The sequence below is a fragment of the Janthinobacterium sp. 64 genome (assembly GCF_002813325.1).
Lineage (GTDB): Bacteria > Pseudomonadota > Gammaproteobacteria > Burkholderiales > Burkholderiaceae_D > Janthinobacterium.
Map to the genome: position 1 here is coordinate 1,230,027 of NZ_PHUG01000001.1, position 17,924 is coordinate 1,247,950.

At 65.0% G+C, this 17,924-nt stretch carries 16 protein-coding genes; 6 read left to right on the forward strand and 10 right to left on the reverse strand.

Going from position 1 to position 17,924, the window contains the following annotated elements; genetic code table 11:
* Nucleotides 1-2: 2 nt before the first annotated feature.
* Together CLU91_RS05450 and CLU91_RS05455 are read right to left on the reverse strand one after the other, a co-directional pair.
* Complete coding sequence (locus CLU91_RS05450; RefSeq protein ID WP_100873334.1) at nucleotides 3-1,262, reverse strand: TerD family protein; 1,260 nt, start codon at nucleotides 1,260-1,262, stop codon at nucleotides 3-5.
* Nucleotides 1,263-1,338: 76 nt separating this feature from the next.
* Nucleotides 1,339-1,914 (reverse strand): TerD family protein, encoded by a 576-nt coding sequence (locus CLU91_RS05455; RefSeq protein ID WP_076571516.1) that lies wholly within the window; start codon nucleotides 1,912-1,914, stop codon nucleotides 1,339-1,341.
* Nucleotides 1,915-2,150: 236 nt separating this feature from the next.
* Between CLU91_RS05455 and CLU91_RS05460 the strand changes: the two genes are divergently transcribed.
* The 5 genes from CLU91_RS05460 (at nucleotide 2,151) to CLU91_RS05480 (ending at nucleotide 8,464) form a co-directional block, all read left to right on the forward strand.
* Entirely contained in the window at nucleotides 2,151-2,927 is a 777-nt protein-coding gene (locus tag CLU91_RS05460; RefSeq protein ID WP_100873335.1) for an alpha/beta fold hydrolase, read from the forward strand.
* A 5-nt stretch (nucleotides 2,928-2,932) separates the two neighbouring features.
* Complete coding sequence (locus tag CLU91_RS05465) at nucleotides 2,933-3,418, forward strand: dihydrofolate reductase (protein WP_100873336.1); 486 nt, start codon at nucleotides 2,933-2,935, stop codon at nucleotides 3,416-3,418.
* Nucleotides 3,419-3,669: 251 nt separating this feature from the next.
* Complete coding sequence (locus CLU91_RS05470) at nucleotides 3,670-5,934, forward strand: arginine/lysine/ornithine decarboxylase (protein WP_100873337.1); 2,265 nt, start codon at nucleotides 3,670-3,672, stop codon at nucleotides 5,932-5,934.
* Between the two features lie 250 nt (nucleotides 5,935-6,184).
* On the forward strand, nucleotides 6,185-7,555 hold the full coding sequence (locus CLU91_RS05475; RefSeq protein WP_232730635.1) for a sigma-54-dependent transcriptional regulator: 1,371 nt from the start codon (nucleotides 6,185-6,187) through the stop codon (nucleotides 7,553-7,555).
* Nucleotides 7,556-7,588: 33 nt separating this feature from the next.
* A complete protein-coding gene (locus CLU91_RS05480; RefSeq protein WP_100873338.1) occupies nucleotides 7,589-8,464 on the forward strand; it encodes an acyltransferase family protein in 876 nt (291 codons plus the stop codon).
* A gap of 226 nt (nucleotides 8,465-8,690) precedes the next feature.
* Here CLU91_RS05480 and CLU91_RS05485 read toward each other — a convergent pair whose 3' ends face one another.
* The 8 genes from CLU91_RS05485 to CLU91_RS05520 form a co-directional block, all read right to left on the reverse strand.
* On the reverse strand, nucleotides 8,691-9,419 hold the full coding sequence (locus CLU91_RS05485) for an amidohydrolase family protein (RefSeq protein WP_100873339.1): 729 nt from the start codon (nucleotides 9,417-9,419) through the stop codon (nucleotides 8,691-8,693).
* A gap of 9 nt (nucleotides 9,420-9,428) precedes the next feature.
* Nucleotides 9,429-10,079: a hypothetical protein gene (locus CLU91_RS05490; protein ID WP_157814611.1), complete on the reverse strand. Its 651-nt coding sequence runs from the start codon at nucleotides 10,077-10,079 to the stop codon at nucleotides 9,429-9,431.
* A 17-nt stretch (nucleotides 10,080-10,096) separates the two neighbouring features.
* Nucleotides 10,097-10,945 carry a GIY-YIG nuclease family protein gene (locus CLU91_RS05495; RefSeq protein WP_100873341.1) on the reverse strand — a complete coding sequence of 283 codons (849 nt, stop codon included), beginning with the start codon at nucleotides 10,943-10,945 and terminating at the stop codon, nucleotides 10,097-10,099.
* Entirely contained in the window at nucleotides 10,929-11,957 is a 1,029-nt protein-coding gene (locus CLU91_RS05500; protein WP_100873342.1) for an aminotransferase class I/II-fold pyridoxal phosphate-dependent enzyme, read from the reverse strand. Before CLU91_RS05500 ends, CLU91_RS05495 begins: the two co-directional genes overlap by 17 nt.
* A 20-nt stretch (nucleotides 11,958-11,977) precedes the next feature.
* A complete protein-coding gene (locus CLU91_RS05505; RefSeq protein ID WP_157814612.1) occupies nucleotides 11,978-14,152 on the reverse strand; it encodes a hypothetical protein in 2,175 nt (724 codons plus the stop codon).
* Between the two features lie 10 nt (nucleotides 14,153-14,162).
* A complete protein-coding gene (locus tag CLU91_RS05510; protein ID WP_100873344.1) occupies nucleotides 14,163-15,518 on the reverse strand; it encodes a hypothetical protein in 1,356 nt (451 codons plus the stop codon).
* Between the two features lie 4 nt (nucleotides 15,519-15,522).
* On the reverse strand, nucleotides 15,523-16,257 hold the full coding sequence (locus CLU91_RS05515; RefSeq protein WP_100873345.1) for a hypothetical protein: 735 nt from the start codon (nucleotides 16,255-16,257) through the stop codon (nucleotides 15,523-15,525).
* 75 nt (nucleotides 16,258-16,332) lie between these two features.
* The gene (locus CLU91_RS05520) at nucleotides 16,333-16,899 is read right to left on the reverse strand and encodes a hypothetical protein (protein WP_100873346.1); all 567 of its coding nucleotides are present in this window, start codon (nucleotides 16,897-16,899) and stop codon (nucleotides 16,333-16,335) included.
* Between the two features lie 334 nt (nucleotides 16,900-17,233).
* On the opposite strand from CLU91_RS05520, the gene CLU91_RS05525 reads away from it, so the two are divergent.
* Nucleotides 17,234-17,923: a response regulator transcription factor gene (locus CLU91_RS05525; RefSeq protein WP_100873347.1), complete on the forward strand. Its 690-nt coding sequence runs from the start codon at nucleotides 17,234-17,236 to the stop codon at nucleotides 17,921-17,923.
* Nucleotide 17,924: the final 1 nt, after the last annotated feature.

Genomic DNA, 17,924 nt, shown 5'->3' on the forward strand with positions numbered 1-17,924 from the left:
TCCTAGGCGATATAGCGGCGTGGATTGTCCGCATTGCAATCATCTTCATCTTCCTTGTCCTCGCCCTTGAAAACGACGGGACCGTTGAAGGCCAGCTGCAGGTTCTCGCCCTGCCAGCTCAGCCATGGCGTCGCTTCGCTGCCCGGCTCCGACGTCTTGCCCGACGGTTCCAGAATGATGCTGTCGGGCGTGATGCGCGCCATGCCGATCACATAGGTGTAGACGGTATCGTCGTCGGCAGCCTTGGACAAGCGAAAATCGAACGCGCACTCGACGATCTGCTCGCCATATTGCATGACCATCTTCGGCCGCATGGAGGCCACCGACACGGCGCCGTTGGCCAGCGCCGAATACACGCTGAAGACGAGGCCCACCGTGCCGCCGTAATGCTGCGCCAGCGCGGGATTGACTTCCACCGTTTCCGTGGCCGGCTCCTTGCCCGATGCGCCCGCCACGTCGCCCAGGTGGCGCACGTAGGGCATGGCGCCAAAGTTACCGGGCGTATCGGGCGCCTGGATGAAGCGCATCTGGCCATTCGGCAAGAGGATGCCCACGCGCAGGTCGAGATCGTCGTTATCGTCGTCGCCATCGCCGTTATCGACCCAGGTGGCCTTGACGGTGAGTTTTGTTGGCGCGCCCGCGCCCTTTTCCAGCGACACCTTGTGCGTCTGGCCCGCCTTGGTCAGCGAGATTTTCGACAGGGAAATCTTGGGCGGCGGCGCCGGTTCAGGTTCAGCAACCGCCTGCGCCACTACACCGCCAAAATGGGCGACCAGCGCATCGAGGCCGCCATTGAAACCCTGGCCCACGGCCATGAAGCGCCAGCTCCCGTCCTTGCGGTAGAACTCGCCCAGCATGACGGCTTTTTCCTGCGCAAAATCAGCGCCCGCATACGCGTAGCGGGCCAGTTCGCGCCCGCCGTCGAGCAGGCGCAGATGGCCGCTGCCCAGCTGCGCCATGGTGGCAGCGCCATCGATGGCGGCCGTGACGACCAGGCGCTCGATGGAGGCGGGCAATCGCTCCAGCTGATAGCTGAAGCCGGCCGCATCGCCGGACGGCGCCGCAGTTTCCACGCCGCCGCACGGCGTGCGCGGCTGGTTGAAGAAGGTCATGTAGCGGTCGTCGGACAATTTACCGGCGGCATCGAGGCCGAAACAGGCAAAATCGAGCGCCACGCCTGCGCTGGACAAGCCCAGTTGCACGACATTGCCCGTGACGAGGCCGGACAGCGCCAGACGCTGCCCCTTGATCAGGTTTTCCATGGAGTCAGGGAGAGAGAAGAGAAAGACAGAACCGGGCGGCGACGCCACCCGGCACATTTACGCAAACAACTGCTTTTTAAGCATTAATACCAAAGGAGCGGGCCAGAGGACCCAGGCCGCCTTTGAAACCTTGACCAATCGCCTTGAATTTCCATTCGCTGCCGGCGCGATAGATTTCGCCGAAGATCATGGCCGCTTCCGTCGAGCCGTCTTCCGACAGGTCATAACGGGCGATTTCCGCGCCGTTGTCGCCATTCAGGCAACGGATGTAGGCCTTGCCGACCATGCCGAAGTTTTGCTTGCGGTTTTCCGCGTCGTGGATGGTGACGGCCACGGCGATCTTGTCGATGTCGGCCGGCACGTTGGCCAGGTCGACGGCGATTTTCTCGTCGTCGCCGTCGCCGCCGCCCGTGGTGTTGTCGCCCGCGTGGACGATGGAGCCGTCAGCCGACTTCAGGTTGTTATAAAAAATGAAATCGGCATCGGAACGGGCCTTGCCATCCGTTTTCAGCAGGAAGGCGCTGCCGTCCAGGTCAAATGCGGCGCCATCGGTGGCGCGCGGATCCCAGCCCAGGCCAATCACGATTTTCTTCAAGCCAGGAGCTTCCTTGCTCAGGTTGACATTGCCGCCTTTTTGCAAACTGATCGCCATGGTGTTTCCTCTTTATTTAATAAGGTTGGTTGCTAAGGGTTGCATTCGGTGTTTCAGGTCACGTCGCCGGCACCCCGGCTTGATGAGCCATGAGCCTACCATAAAGTTCCTGCTTGCCAGCCGCGCACTATTGAAAATAATGCCATACGGAAAATACCACGCCGCTGTCCGGATGCGCAAAATGACGGATAATGCCGCTCGACAAAAATTTTCACCATCCTGTACCAGGCTAGTCCTTGAACAATACCAAGTTGAACAATACCAAGACTCGGCTCGACTGCATTCCCGGCACCCTGTGCGACCAGCGCCTGTGGTCGCGCCTGGCCCCTGCACTGGGCGACGCCTTTCATTTGCGGCACGTGCCCCTGCACCAGGCGCGCACGCGCGCGCAGATGCAGGCACTGATTGCCAGCCACAGCGCCCCGCAGGCGCACCTGGTGGGCTTTTCGCTGGGCGCCTACCTGGCGCTCGAACACGCGCTGGCGCACCCGCAGCGCGTGAAGTCCCTCACTTTGATCGCCAATTCGGCCCAAGGTTTGCTGCCGGCGGAAGTCGAAACGCGCCAGCGCATCGTCACCATGCTTGAGCGCAATGCCTATACGGGCATCACGCGCCAGCGCCTGCGCGAACTGCTGCACCCGTCGCACCTGGACGATGCGTCCATCACGGGCCTGATCCAGCAAATGGGACTGGACCTGGGCAAGGACGTGCTGCTGGCGCAATTCATCACCACGATAGACCGCCCCGACCTGATGGCGCGCTTGCCGGAACTCGATTTCCCCGTGCTGATCGTGGGCGCGGAAGACGACAAGCTCGTCCATCCCGACGACCTGCGCGCCATGGCCGCCCGCCTGCCGCAGGCCACCTTGCATTTATTTAAAGACAACACCGGCCACATGATTCCGCTGGAAGCGCCGCAGGCGCTGGCCGGCGCGATACGTGCGCATCTGGAGGCAATGGACAATTTCAACGATAATGGCGGGCATAGCGTACCGCGCCCACTTATTTCATAGAATCAATGAGCCATTTGACCATCATCGTCGCCACCGACCAGCAAGGCGGCATCGGCATCGACAACACCCTGCCGTGGAAATTGCCGGAAGACCTCGCGCATTTCAAGCGTCTGACGACGGGCCACCCCATCCTCATGGGCCGCAAGACCTTCGATTCCATCGGACGTCCGCTGCCGAACCGCCGCAACATCGTCATCACGCGCAATCCGGAGTGGCGCCACGAGGGCGTGGAAGCGGTGTCGTCGGTGCAAGCGGCCATCGCCCTGCTGGACGGCGCCGAAGGCTATGTCATCGGCGGCGCGGAAATCTACCAGCAGGCATTGCCGCTGACTCAGCGTTTGATCATCACGGAAATCGGCCGGACGTTTGACTGCGACGCCTTTTTCCCCGCCGTTGACCATGCCGTGTGGCAGGAAACCGCGCGCGAGGCGCATGTCTCCGAGAAATCCGGTCTGCCTTACGCCTTTGTCACGCTGGAACGCAAAGCCTGATAAGGTTGATATTCGGTAGCGATTGATTGGGCAGAATGTTGCTGTAATACCCCTGTCACACCCATGCGTCACGCTAGCGCAAGCCTGGGACGCTGTGGGCTGATATTTTTTTCCCGCAGAGGCCGCATTTCTGCGAGAATCCCGTTCTTATTTTTTTTCTGCGGCTGCCGGGTTGTACGACCGCCTGACCGTCGCGCCCTAGTCCGCCCCTTCACATAAGTCAGGGGCGGCTTGCTTTTTTGGAGACATGCATGAAATTTCGTTTCCCCATCGTCATCATTGACGAGGATTTCCGTTCTGAAAATACGTCCGGCCTGGGCATTCGCGCCCTTGCCGCCGCAATGGAAAAAGAAGGCATGGAAGTGCTGGGCGTGACCAGCTACGGCGATTTGTCGCAATTTGCCCAACAACAATCGCGCGCGTCAGCCTTCGTGCTGTCGATCGACGATGAAGAGTTCGGCGGCGGTTCCATCGAGGAAACCGACCACGCCTTGAAGTCCTTGCGCGCCTTCGTCGAGGAAATCCGCTACAAGAACGCCGATATTCCGATTTATCTGTACGGCGAAACGCGCACCTCGCGCCACATCCCCAACGATATCCTGCGCGAACTGCATGGTTTCATCCACATGTTCGAAGATACGCCGGAATTCGTCGCGCGCCACATCATCCGCGAAGCGAAATCCTACCTCGACGGCCTGTCGCCGCCGTTCTTCCGCGCGCTGGTGCACTACGCCAACGACGGCTCCTACTCATGGCACTGCCCCGGCCACTCGGGCGGCGTGGCGTTCCTCAAATCCCCGATCGGCCAGATGTTCCACCAGTTCTTCGGTGAAAACATGCTGCGCGCCGACGTCTGCAACGCTGTCGAGGAACTGGGCCAGCTGCTCGACCATACGGGTCCGGTCGCCGCGTCCGAGCGTAATGCGGCGCGCATCTTCAATGCCGACCATTGCTATTTCGTTACCAACGGTACCTCGACCTCGAACAAGATGGTGTGGCACTCGACCGTGGCGCCAGGCGACATCGTCGTCGTCGACCGCAACTGCCACAAGTCGATCTTGCATTCGATCATCATGTGCGGCGCCATTCCCGTGTTCCTGATGCCGACACGCAATCACCTGGGCATCATCGGCCCTATCCCGCTGCATGAATTCACGCCGGAAAGCATTGCCCGCAAGATCGAAGCGAACCCGTTCGCGCGCGAAGCGAAGAACAAGAAGCCGCGCATCTTGACCATCACGCAATCGACCTACGATGGCGTGATCTACAACGTGGAAACCCTGCGCGAAATGCTGGACGGCAAGATCGACACCCTGCACTTCGATGAAGCATGGCTGCCGCATGCCACCTTCCACGATTTCTACAAGAATATGCATGCCATCGGCAAGGACCGTCCGCGCGCCAAGGAATCGATGATCTTCTCGACCCAGTCCACGCACAAATTGCTGGCCGGCCTGTCGCAGGCCTCGCAAATCCTCGTGCGCGAATCGGACACGGTCAAGCTGGACCAGGACGCCTTCAACGAGGCTTACCTGATGCACACCTCGACCTCGCCGCAGTACTCCATCATCGCCTCGTGCGACGTGGCCGCGGCCATGATGGAAGCGCCAGGCGGCACGGCCCTGGTGGAAGAATCGATCATGGAAGCGCTCGATTTCCGCCGCGCCATGAAAAAGATCGACCAGGAATGGGGCCAGGACTGGTGGTTCCAGGTGTGGGGTCCGGCCAGCTTCAACGACGAAGGCATGGGCCAGCAGGAAGACTGGATGATACGCGCCGAGGATGACTGGCACGGCTTCGGCGACCTCGCTCCCGGCTTCAACATGCTCGACCCGATCAAGGCGACCATCGTCAACCCGGGCCTGTCGCTGGACGGCCAGTTCGGCGAGACGGGCATCCCCGCGTCCATCGTCACCAAATACCTGGCCGAGCACGGCGTCATCATTGAAAAGTGCGGCCTGTACTCGTTCTTCATCATGTTTACCATCGGCATCACCAAGGGCCGCTGGAACACCCTGTTGACGGCCTTGCAGCAATTCAAGGACGACTACGACAAGAACCAGCCGATGTGGCGCATCCTGCCGGAATTTGCGGCAGCCAATCCACGCTACGAAAAAATGGGCTTGCGCGACCTGTGCCAGCAAATCCACGATTTCTACAAGGCCTACGACGTGGCGCGTCTGACGACGGAAATGTATTTGTCGGACATGATCCCTGCCATGAAGCCGTCGGACGCGTTCGCCAAGATGGCGCACCGCGAAATCGAGCGCGTGGCCATCGACGAACTGGAAGGCCGCATCACGTCCATCCTGCTGACGCCGTATCCACCGGGCATCCCGCTCCTGATCCCGGGCGAGCGCTTCAACAAGACCATCGTCGACTACCTGCGCTTCGCGCGCGACTTCAACGAGCGCTTCCCCGGCTTTGAGACCGATGTGCACGGTCTGGTGAAACGCGAAGTCGATGGCAAGCGCGGCTACTTCGTTGACTGCGTCAAACTGGATGAGAACGTCTAAAAATCGTCCATGGCGGCGTTGCATTGCCTAGCCGTACTATTCGTACTGTCTTCGGCAATGCGCCTTGCCCTGAACGTTTTTAGCCATTCTTGTGACGTTCGTTAAAAACAGTTAATGCGACTTAACGCCGCCTGATGCGAATCAGGCGGCGTTTTTCATTACGGGCTACCGCGCACGCTTGCGCCAGATCAAACGGCTGGGGTATCGGGCTTTTAAGATGGGCCACTTGTGCCCTCGTGACGGCAGGCATATGACGCTCAAGGTCTGGCTGGAAATCGTGCAGCAGGCGGCGGCTGGCAGTGGCGCCTTGCTGATGACGGCCTTGAAGCAGGCTCAGGTAACTGTGGCCCGGCGGCACGATGGCGAGGAGGGAGCGGGCATCGTGCTGTTTGCCGAGGCCGATAGCGCGCTGCTGCAAGCGCTGCCGGCCCTGTGCCGGCACGCCTCCGTGCTGGCCATTGCCGCCTGCGGCCGCTTCCCCAGCTGCGCAGAGCAGCGCGCCCTGCTGGCGGCAGGCGCCCTCGACGTGCTGTTGTGGCCGGCCGGCAGCGTCGATGCGGCCCCGGTACTGGCGCGCCTGCAGCGCTGGCAAGCCGTGGCAGAGCTGCAGGCGTCAAACGCCGTGCGCCAGCACCTGGTGGGCGACAGCGCGGCCTGGACTTCCTTGCTGCACCAGGTGGTGGAAATGGCCGCCTTCAGCCAGGCGTCGATGCTGATCACGGGCGAGACGGGCACGGGCAAGGACTTACTGGCGCAACTGGTCCACCGCCTCGGCAACTGCAGCGGCGACTTCACCATTCTCGACTGCACTACCCTGTCGCCGGAACTGGCTGGCAGCGAACTGTTCGGCCATGAACGGGGCGCCTTTACGGGTGCGTCCGGTGCACGCGATGGCGCTTTCGCCCTCGCCGACGGCGGCGTGCTGTTTCTCGATGAAGTGGGGGAGCTGCCGCTGCCGCTGCAGGCGCAGCTGCTGCGCGCCATCCAGGAGCGCCAATACAAGCGCGTGGGCGGCAATACCTGGCAACCAACGCAATTTCGCCTCGTCTGCGCCACCAACCGCGAACTGGAAGATGAGGTGGCGCGCGGCGCCTTTCGCGCCGACCTGTATTACCGCATCGCCGGCTGGCGTTGCCAAGCCCCGCCCCTGCGCGAGCGCCAGGACGATATCCTGCCACTGGCCCGGCATTTCCTCGCCGAACTGGCGCAGCGCCCTCCTCCCCTGCTCGATGCCGCCGTGCGCGAATACCTGCTGCTGCGCGACTATCCGGGCAATGTGCGCGAGCTGCGCCAGACCGTCACGCGCATCTGGCACCGCCATTGCGGTCCCGGGCCCATCACCATCGGCGCCCTGCCCCCAGAGGAACGGCTGCTGGCACCGCTCTGGCCCGACCAGCATTTCGAGGCGGCCGTGCGGCGCGCCCTGGCACAGGGCTGCAAGCTGTCGCACATCACGCGCTGCGCCACCGACATGGCCATCCGCCTGGTGCTGGCCGAGGAACGCGGCAACAACCAGCGCGCCGCCGCCCGCCTGGGCGTGACGGACCGCGCCCTGCAGATACGCCGCAAGGCTGTCGCCTGCGCGGCGCAGCTGGCGCAGCCTGATGTTGTGCCGCCATAAGACCGACAGTCGCCAGACGGCTATAGTCGGCGCATGTACAGCCCAGTCTGCCACCGCCTGTCCGCCTGTTTCGACCTCTCGCGCCCCGGCGCGGCGCCGCAGCTGCGCGCCATGGAAGGCTTGCGCGGCCTGGCCGTGCTGCTGGTGTTTCTCGTCCACTATGTCAGCCTGGAAGCGCCGTGGCGCGGCAGCGCCGTCACGCCACTGGCGACGGCCCTGCACAGCATGGGCAATGCGGGGGTCGACCTGTTTTTTGTGCTCAGCGGCTATCTGATCTATGGCTCGCTGATGTCCCGCCAACAAGCGCTGCTGCCCTACCTGCGCCGCCGCGTGCGCCGCATCTATCCCGTCTACAGCTGTGTCTTCGTCCTGTACCTGCTGCTGTCGCTGGCCCTGCCGTCGGAAAGCAAGATACCGGCGGCATGGCCGCAGGCGGTCGCTTACCTGGCCAGCAATTTTCTGTTGCTCAGCGGCTTCATGGCGGCGCCACCGTTCATCAGCGTGGCCTGGTCGCTCAGCTACGAAATGCTGTACTACCTGCTGATCCCCCTGCTCATCGTCGTCTTCGATTTGCGCCGGCGCAGCCGCAGCTGGCGCGGCGGCTTTTTCGCCGTGCTCACCATACTGGCGGGCGGCCTCTTCGCCATCTTCGGCGGCCCCGCCCGTTTGCTGCTGTTTATCGCCGGCATCCTTGTCCATGAAGCGCTGGCGGCGCCTGCCTGCCGCGCACCGCCACCCGCACTGGCCGCCTGCGCCGTGCCGTGCGCGCTGGGCTGTTTGTTGCTGCCGCTGGCACTGCTGCTGAAACTGGCGCTGCTGGCCTGTGCCTTTTTCCTGCTCTGCCTGTGCTGCTTCCAGGCGCGCCCCCACTGGCTGGCGCGCCTGTTTTGCTGGACGCCCTTGCGCTAGCTGGGCAATATCAGCTATTCCTACTATCTGATCCACGGCTTGGCACTGAAGGGCGCCTTCCTGGTGCTGGCGCTGTTTCATCCGCCGCAAGCGCAGGGCCTGGCCTTCTTTTTACTGTTGATGCCGCTCATGCTGGCCTTCAGCCTGCCACCGGCAATAACACTGTTCCTGCTCGTCGAGCGGCCGCTGTCATTGCCGCCATCGCAGGCGTGCGCGCCTGCGGTGTCTAGCCCTGCCTTGCCAGCCGCAGGAAATTTTCCCCCAGGATGAGCGCGGCATCGGCTGGCGGCAAGCCCAGCAAATGAATCTTGTGCAATTCCAGCCCAGGATGCAGCCACGGGCCGTCCGAGCCGAACAGGACCTTGTGCGGCCCCGCGCGGCGCACGGCCTGCTGCAGCAAGTCGAAGCGGCGCACGCCCGAGCTGTCCGTATGGATATTCGGATGGCGCACAAGGTGGTCGATCAGCGCCAGCTGCGCCGCCCAGTCGTCGCCGAAGCTGCCCAGGTGCGGCAGGATAAAGTTAACGTCCGGATACTGCTGCGCCAGCAATTCGGCCACGGCCACCTCGCCGGCCGGGTCGTACAGCACGGGCAAGCCGAAGAAGCGCGCCGCGTCGCACAGCTCGCCGCTGATGCGCGCATCAAACCGGTGCGCCTTGATGCCGACAAAGCCGTAACGCTCGACGGCAGTGCGCACCAGGTCCATGATGCGGCCCCGGTCGCGCCGCGCATGCACGAAGGCAAAGCCGTAAAAACGCTGCGGATCGGCAGCGACCAGGCGCGCCACGCCATGGTTGGCGATGGCGTAGTCGGAGTGGAAGGCGGCGAACAGCACGCTGCGGGCGATGCCGGCCGCCTGCGCGCGGCGCAGGTAGGCCTGCAGCGGCGCATCGCTGTCCCACGGCCCGCTCAAGCCGTCGCCCGGACCCGCATGGCAGTGGCAATCGATGATCATCGTGCCACGCTATTGCCAGTCGCCCATGACGACGATGCGGTTGCCGCGCCGGCGCCAGCGTCCGCTTTCCTCTTCCTGCTGCGGCGCAGGCGAGCGGAAGTGCGGCAATTGCTGGTGCAGGGCCCGCGTCAGCGCGCTTTCGACGGCGCGCGCGCTGCCATCGCCGCCAGCCGCCAGGCGCGCCGCCTGCCCCGCGATGCGCACGAAGCGACGCGCCAGTTCCAGTTCGCGGTCGGCCGGCGCCTCGCTCTCCATTTCGAGCTCCAGCGCATTGCTGGCCGCGCGCCCCAGGGCCGAGCCGAGCGCCGTGCCCACGCCAGGTATCGGGATCATCGAACCGAGCGCGCCGCCGACAAAGGGCAAGGCCGTCTTGGCCACGGCCTTCAAAGCGCCGCCCAGGGGTTTGGCTACCTTGGCAATGCTCGACCCCACCTTCTTGACGCCCTTCCACACGCTCTTGAAGACATTGCCGAGAAACTGCTCCAGTTCTTCCTCGCTGGCCACTTCCAGCAATTCCATGGCCAGCTGCAATTCTTCCTCTTCGCCGAAGATGGCCGGCGCCGTACCCTTGCCGGGCCAGTCGTGGCCGAATTCCAGCACTTCAAACGCAGCGCCGGCCCGCTGCCGGCATTGCGCGCATGCGCATTCGAGTTGGTGCATGATGTTCTCCTTCGCAGTCAGCCCCACATTTCACCGAGCACGGCCATTTCCAGTTCGCGCCGCTGGTTGGTCAACACGCCGCGCTGGTGGGCAAACATGTCGTCGTGGATGCGCTGCTCGATGCGGCGCCGCTGCGCCGCCGAGGACAGGGGCGCCACGTACACCTGGTGCCCGCTCAAGTCGACGCCCATCATCTGGCCGCACAGGCGGTGCTGCAGCAAACGCCGGTGCAGGTCGTCTGTCTGGCCGCTGTAGGCGCGGCGCCGTCCGCCCGCATCGAATTCGATCACATACAGGCCCGCCCCCCGACCATTCGGGTCGCGCAAGGCATTGGCGAGCGTGCCCAGCGCCAGGTAATTCAGGGCGGCCGCTTCCGGCACCCGGCCCATCGTACCGGCCAGGGTCGGCGGGATTTCACCCTGCATCTGGCCATCGTCCTGCCCCTGCTCTGGCCCCTGGTCCTGGTCCGCATCCGGCTCCTGCTGGTCGCCAAAAACCGGTTCCGCCACGGGATAGGGCGCCGGATAAATCGTGGGATAGATGGCCGGGTAGCCGCCCCAGCCCCGGTAGCGCGGCGGCAAATAGGGCAAGGGCTGGATAGCATGGCGGGGTGGCCGGCGGCCCTGCCCCTGGTAGCGCGGCGGCGCTGGACGGCGCTGTCCGCGCAACGGCGGCCGTGCGCGCAGCCCACCACCGCGCATGCCGCCGCGAGCGCTACCGGGACGCGGACGCTCGCCCTCCCATTCGGCCTCGTCCTCCCCTTGCCACTCCTGCGACCACTCCTGCGACCATTCCCCCAGCCACTCCTGCTCGCCAGCCGCTCCCGCCTGCCCCGCAAAGGGCAGCATTTCAAATGCTTCGTGCATATCGCCTCCTGATGTGATGTTCAAGCAAGTCCATCGCCTGCTCCAGTTGCCCGGGCGTCTGGTCGGCCCGCAGCAGAAAAGTCAGCGCGCCGGGGCCATCGCCCGCTTGCGCCAGCGCGAGCACGCCCGCTGCGCGCAAGGCTGGCTGCAAATGGGCGCACCCTGGCAGGCGCTGCACGGGGAAGCTGCCGCCCCGGCAAGCGATGCCGGCCGCCGCCATCGCGCTGCGCCACTGCGCCACCCTGTCCGCCAGCCTGGTGCGCAGGGCGTCGCCATGCTGCGCATTGAGCGCCAGCGCGCGCCGCGCCGCCGCCAGCACGGCGGCCGAAGGGGGACTGGCATGCACGCGCGTCTGGCTGTGCGCTTCGAAGCGCCGCAGCAGCGCGCCGCTGCCGGCCAGCACGGCCAGCGGCACGCCGAATCCCTTGGCCAGCGAGGCGCCGATGATCAGCGACTCCCCATGCAAGCCATGCAGCCGCGCCGAACCGCCGCCCTGTGTACCCATCACGCCCAGCACCTGCGTGTCGTCCAGCAGCAGATAACCGCCGCCCTGGCGCGCCAGAGCCGCATAGCTGGCCAGCGGCAAGACCTGCTCGCTGCCCGGCACATAGCCATCGGCCAGTATCAACGGACGCCGCCCCTGCCTGCGCCAGGCCGCCACCAGGCGCCGCAGCACCGCCATCTCGCCGCTGGGAAACACTTGCTGGGGCAAGCCCAGCGCCTGCGCCCGCTCGGCGCCCCAGCGCGCGATGGCGTAACTGCCGCCATCGATGAGGATCACCAGGCGCTCGGCCGCCAGCATGCCGAACAGGTCCCAGAACAAATGCAGGGTCGACGGCAGCACGCAGGCCGCTTCGCAGCCTTGCAGCGCGGCCAGGCTTGCTGCCAGGGCCTGCGCGCCGGGCGGCTCCTGCAGCGCCGCCGGCTGGCCCAGGGTCAAGCTGCTCCACGGCGCCAGCGCGGCCGCCGGATGGCGCATGCCCAGGTACAGGGCACTGGTAAAGTCGAGCATGCACGCGCCCCGCTCCCGCCCTAGACGCTGCGCAGCTGCTGGCTCAGGCGCTGGCGCAGCAGCACCGAGGGCATCGTCGATTCGACCACCGGGTCGCTGCTGTCGACGGACAAATCGACCCCGGTGGCGGCGCGGTAGCCGTGGATATAGCCCTGCACTTGCGGGCGCCAGAAGCGCGCCCAGTTGAACGCCTGCGTCGGCTCATAGATATCGCTCCAGTTGCCGTAGCGCACAGAGAGCAGCAATTGCTCGCCAAAGATGGCCAGGTTGCGGAAGTGCATCACGCTCGTATCCGTCCAGCCCTGCAGTTTCTTCATCGCATCGACCCTGTCCATCCACGGTTCCGGATACGCCACCATCACGCGCGTGGGCAAAAATTCGCGGAACTCGGGCCGCGCCAGCATCCATTGCTGCATCAGCATCTCGATGCGCGCCGTCGACGGCAAGTCGCCGAACTGGTTGTGCGCACCCTGCGACAGGATCAGGTGGATCTCTTTCAAGGCATTGAGCACGGGGAAGGCATCCGCTTTGACCGTGGTGTCATCGTCCTGCTTGTAGAAAGAGGTCAGCAGGCGCAGCAAATGGTGGAACGCTTCGAGGAATTTGGAGCGGCTGTCGGCTGGCCGGAAGTGCTGTACCGCCTTGCCATCGAGACGCACGCCGTAATGGTGGTCGTACTCGTAATTGCGGCGCACCACGGTCAGCCGATGCTGCTCATCTTGGGTGTATCCCCACAGCAAGTTGTTCAGCGGACGCAGCATGTCGATTTCCGTGTTCGACAGGGGATCGAGGCCGGCGCCCGGCGCGCGCAGGTTCTGGAAGCGCTGCGTGATGGCGTTCATGGTTTGCACCAGCATGCCTTCTTCATGCCAGTACGACCAGATCAGTTCCAGCAGGCAAGGATTGGCCAGCTTTTCCTGGATGATGCCAAAGCACAGGTCCACCTCGCCCTCCTGGCCGCGCGGGATGCTGATGGGGATGTCGGGCAGCTTGCGGCGGATCACGGCCAGATAAGGCAAGGTCTGGAAGCCGTCGATGTTTTCCAGGTAATCGTTGCGCAGCACGGTTTCCAGGTCGCGTCCCTGGGGAATGTCGCGCCGGTCCAGGTAGGCATTGTCCTCGGTCGGATTGAAGGCCAGAGGCTGGTTCAGCACGCCGCAATTGACCATCACGAACGCTTCCGTGGCCACTTTCAGCACGCGGTAGGAATCGGCATCGGAAAACGGCAGCGCGCGGCGCTGCTTGAGCTGCTGGAACACCTCGGCCTTTTTGACGAAGCGTTCCTGCTCGAAGCCGCGTACATTGGCCAGGTCGCCGCAAAACAGGCTGTCCATGAAATGCAGGTAATTCGTAAACGACATCGCTTCGGTGCTGTTGCGTATCAAGGTCCACAGCGGCAAATCTTCCGTCGGCTCCGTCTCCGTGCGCGTCAGCGACACGCCCACGTTGCCCGAGATGGGCTGCGGCTGGCGCTCTTCCGTCTCGTATTCCGCGTCGAGCGCCAGCATGGCGTTCGGGCTCAGCCCTTCGGGCACGGGCAAGGCGTTGCGCAGTTCGGGCCGCTGCGACAGCATCATCTGCGCCATGAAACGGTGCATGCCGGCGCGCCGCACGGGCGTGGAAAACGCGTTCGGCGTGCCGCGCATGGGCACCCACGGCGAGGCGGCCAGCACCTGCACCAGGTCGCGCCCGTCGGCGCTTTGATCGCCGTCAAACGAGACGCTGGCCACGGCGCGGTCGCCCACCCTGCCGAAATGGCAATCGCTGGGATGGCAGTCGGGCGTCTCAAACGCCAGCACCACCTGCGGATTGAGGTGGGGCGTGAAGCACAGCACGGCGCTGCAGCCGGCTTGCACCGTCACGCACTGGGGCGCGGTGGCGGGGAAATTGCCATACACGCCCACGTAGCTGCCCGTCGCCAGGTCGGCAAACACGGTGCAGCCATGCCCATCCGTCCAGCGCACGCCCACCAGCATGGCGGGATCAGGCACCCAGGTGGCGACATTGAAATTATGACAATCCGCCTCGGCTCCCCGGTACAGGCTGACGGCCGCATTGACGACCATGGCACCGCTGTCCTGCTCGTGGACGGTAACAGCGATGCTGCCGCCGTGCTGTTTCGGGACAGCCTGGCCCGCCCCCCCGCTTTTGCTACTCCTATTGTTGCTCCTATTGTTGCTCATCTTGCTGCTCATGTCATTCTCCTCAATGGATAATCAAACGCGATGCCAGGGGCGGCAGCGGCCTGCCGGACTGGCGGCCATGCCGCACGACATCGGCGCACAGCTCCGACGTGTCCAGGGTGCTGCGCAGGGCCCAATGGGTCAGCAAACGCCCCAGCAGCTCGCTTTCGTCTTCCGGGTTCAAGGTGCCGCTGGCGCGCGCCTGGCCCAGCACGGCGAACACCAGAGTGGGCGTGGCCTCGTACATCTGCGCCGGCGCCAGGGTCCAGCTGCGGAACAGCCGCGCCAGCATGGCCGGCTGGCGCGTATGCACGGCCATGGCTTCGACCAGCGAGCCGCCGCGCAAGGCCGGCGGCCGGTGCTGCACCAGCAAGCCCACCAGGGCCGCCATGCTGGCCTGCAACTGTTCCAGCAGCCGCTGCTGCCCCAGGGGCAGGCCCGCCAGCGGGTAGTACGACAGCCACAGCTGCTCCAGCCGGTTCCATTGGGGATGCGGATACAGGGCCCGCCCCATGGCGCAGCTCAGGCGCACCCGCAGCCATGGCACCGGGTGGGGATCGTCGGTATTGAGTCGGAAGACAAACACGCGCGGCAGGCTGACCACGCCGATCAGGCCCAGGGTGGCGGCCACGCCCACCCGCGCCAGCGACCAGAAATCGGCCACGATCTCGGAAATCCACCGTTCCCACAGCTGCCACACGTGCACCAGGCCGCTGCCGCCGTGCTGCATCGCTTGCAGCACGGGCCGCAGGGACGCCACCAGGTCCAGCAGCGCAGCGCCCTGGTGGCCCACCTCATGCACCAGGGACGAGGCGATGCTGCTGCCGATCATGCGTTCGCGCGGCAAACGGATGATGGCGACGGGATTGTCGCCGCCGCCCGGCAGGCGCGTGCGTGCGCGGCGGATGGCCGCGCCCGGCCCCCGGTCCAGGTAGCAGATCACGGGTGGCGCCTGGTACACATTGCCGGGCAGCGCCAGCGCGTCGGCGGCGACGATGTCGAGGCCGGCCAGCCACACGCCCGTCTTGTGCTCGCTGCGCTGCGTGATGACTTCGTTGAACAGGTCGAACTGGGTCAGCGCGGCATTGAATTTCAGGCGCAGGAAGGTAAAGCGGCGCTGCGCCTCGGCGGCGGTGGCCGTGCTGGCGCCATCGGCGGCTTCGCGCCGCAGCCACCACTGGAACTGGGCCACCATGCGCCGCAATGCGCGCCGGCCCTGCACCAGCTGGCTTTCGATGGCCGATTGGGCGCTGGGCATCAGGGCGGCCGCCAGCACCGTCGGCTCGATCAGCGCGAACGGCTCCAGCCGCGCCAGCCGGGTCAGCAGCGAGCGTGCCTCCTGCGCCAGCATCCAGGCTGCGTAAGCGCCAATGGCCATGATGTCAGACGCCGTACAGGACGATTTTATGGCCCTGGCGCGCCCAGCGTCCGCTGGACTGGCGCATGCCGCCCTGGCCCTGGCCGCGTCCGCCGCCCTGCGCCATGCCGCCGCCTGCACCGGCGCCGCTGCCGTTCTGCGTGGCGACCTGGCTGCCGGGGCGCCCCAGCAAGCCGGGCGCGAACTGGCGCGCCGCCGCGCTGGCGGCCGCTTGGGCGATGGCACGCGGGTCGCCCGCACCGCGCGCCTGCGCGGCGCGGTTGACGGTGTCGGCGGCCAGGCGCACGAACTGCTTGGCGCCCTCGAATTCACGGTCCTCGTTCGACGATAATTCCGCTTCCAACCCCAGCGCATTGCCGGCGGCCGAAGCCAGACCGCTGCCGATCTTGGCGCCCAGCGGGCCACCGAAATAGCCGCCGATGGCGCCGCCGGCCAGGGGGATCGCCTTTTTCGCCACGCCCTTGAGCACGCCGCCGATCGCTTGTCCCACGGGCGACTTGATGATGCCGCCCGCCACCGAGGCAGCCTTGCGCAGGAAGTTGCCGAGAAATTGCTCCAGCTCGGCTTCATTGCTCACCGACAGCAATTCATTCGCCAGCTCCATTTCCTCGGCCTCGGAAAACATGGCGTTCGCGCCGCCTTCGCCGCTCCACTCGCCCTGGCCGAACTCGAACTGTTCCGCTTCAAAGCCGGACATTTCCTGTCCGTATTCCAGGGTCGTACGATCTATGTCATGCATGATGAGCTCCTTAAAGTTAACACCTCGGTTGACACCTCAGTTCGGATTACCTTGCCGGGCAGCCTGGCCATCCGGCTAACAATCGAGCACGACGATGTGCCCGCCTTCGCGGCGCCAGCGGCCAGCGTCCCGTCCCGGCGTTTGCGCCGCTTGCCTGAGCAAGCCTGGCGCCACGCTGCGCGCCACCTGCAGCAGGGCAGTTTCCACCCGCGCCCCTGGCGCGCGCGCGTCCATGCCGCCGTCCTGCGCAAGTGCCGTATTGACGGCATCGATCAGATGCACAACCTGGCGCGCCAGTTCGAATTCCTTGTCTTCCGGGCTCAATCCTTCCAGCTCCATGCCGAAGATGCCGGCGGCGCGCCGCTTGAGCGCCTGCGGCGAACCGCCATGCAGGGGCAGCAGAGGCGCCACCACCTTGTCCAGCAGCTGGCGCAGCGGCCCTTCCAGCGGCGTGCCGCGCACTTGCCTGCCCGCCACGGTAGCGCCCAGCTGGCGCGTCAGGAAAGCATCGAACTGGGCCGGCCCCTGCAATTCCAGCAAGCGCGCCGCCAGGGCCAGCTCATCTTCCTGCTGCAGGAGCGGCATGGCCGGCGCATCAGGCAATTCCATGTCGGGACGATAAGCGAGCAGGCGGCTGGTCATGGCAGGCTCCGGTGAAAGACGGGCGAATGGCCCATGCATCCCTGACGCAAGGGCCATGCCAGTCAGAAGCAGGGGGAAAAGGGACAGGACGGCGAACGGCGTTTCGCCGCTAGCGTAAAAACCATGGTTTCCGGCGAAGCGGGTTTCGTTGTCAAGAGAAGCTTTTCAACAAGCTGAAGAGGAAGGAATGATTAAGGCGCCTGGCGTGTAAGGCAACGTCAGGGCTGCGCAAATGCGGACGTGTGTAAAAGTGGGTAAAAGGGCCGCGAAGGGCCGTGAAGCGCCCTTGCTGGCTGCTATCATCGGGCGATATTCACCCGAAAAAAGCACAGGCATGAGCAAGGTTTTGTTAATCGATGACGACGTGGAACTGGTCGGCATGTTCCAGGAATACCTGACGCAGGAAGGTTTTGACGCCCGCGCCGTGCATGACGGCGAAAGCGGCGCGGCCGAGGCGCTGACGGGCCGGTACGCCATCGCCATCCTCGACGTCATGATGCCGCGCATGAATGGCCTGGAAACCCTGCGCCGCATCCGCGCCGTCAGCAAGCTGCCCATCCTGATGCTGACGGCGCGCGGCGACGACACGGACCGCATCGTCGGCCTGGAGCTGGGCGCCGACGATTACGTGACCAAGCCGTGTACGCCGCGCGAGCTGACGGCGCGCATTCGCGCCATCCTGCGCCGCTCGCAAGCGGCGCCGCACGACAGTACGGGCCTGGCGCCGCTGGCCGTGGGCCAACTGACGATGTGGCCGGAACAGCGCCGCGTAGAATGGGCCGGCGCCCCCCTGGAGCTGACGAGCACGGAATTCAATCTGCTGGAAGTACTGGTGCGCCACGCGGGCAAGCCCGTGAGCAAAAATCAACTGTCGGAACTGGGCCTGGGACGGCCCATGGCGCGCTTCGACCGCAATATCGATGTGCACCTGAGCAGCCTGCGCCGCAAGCTGGGCAGCCTGGCCGACGGCCGTTCCTGCCTGCAAACCGTGTATCGCCTCGGCTACCAGCTGATCAAGGAGTAAG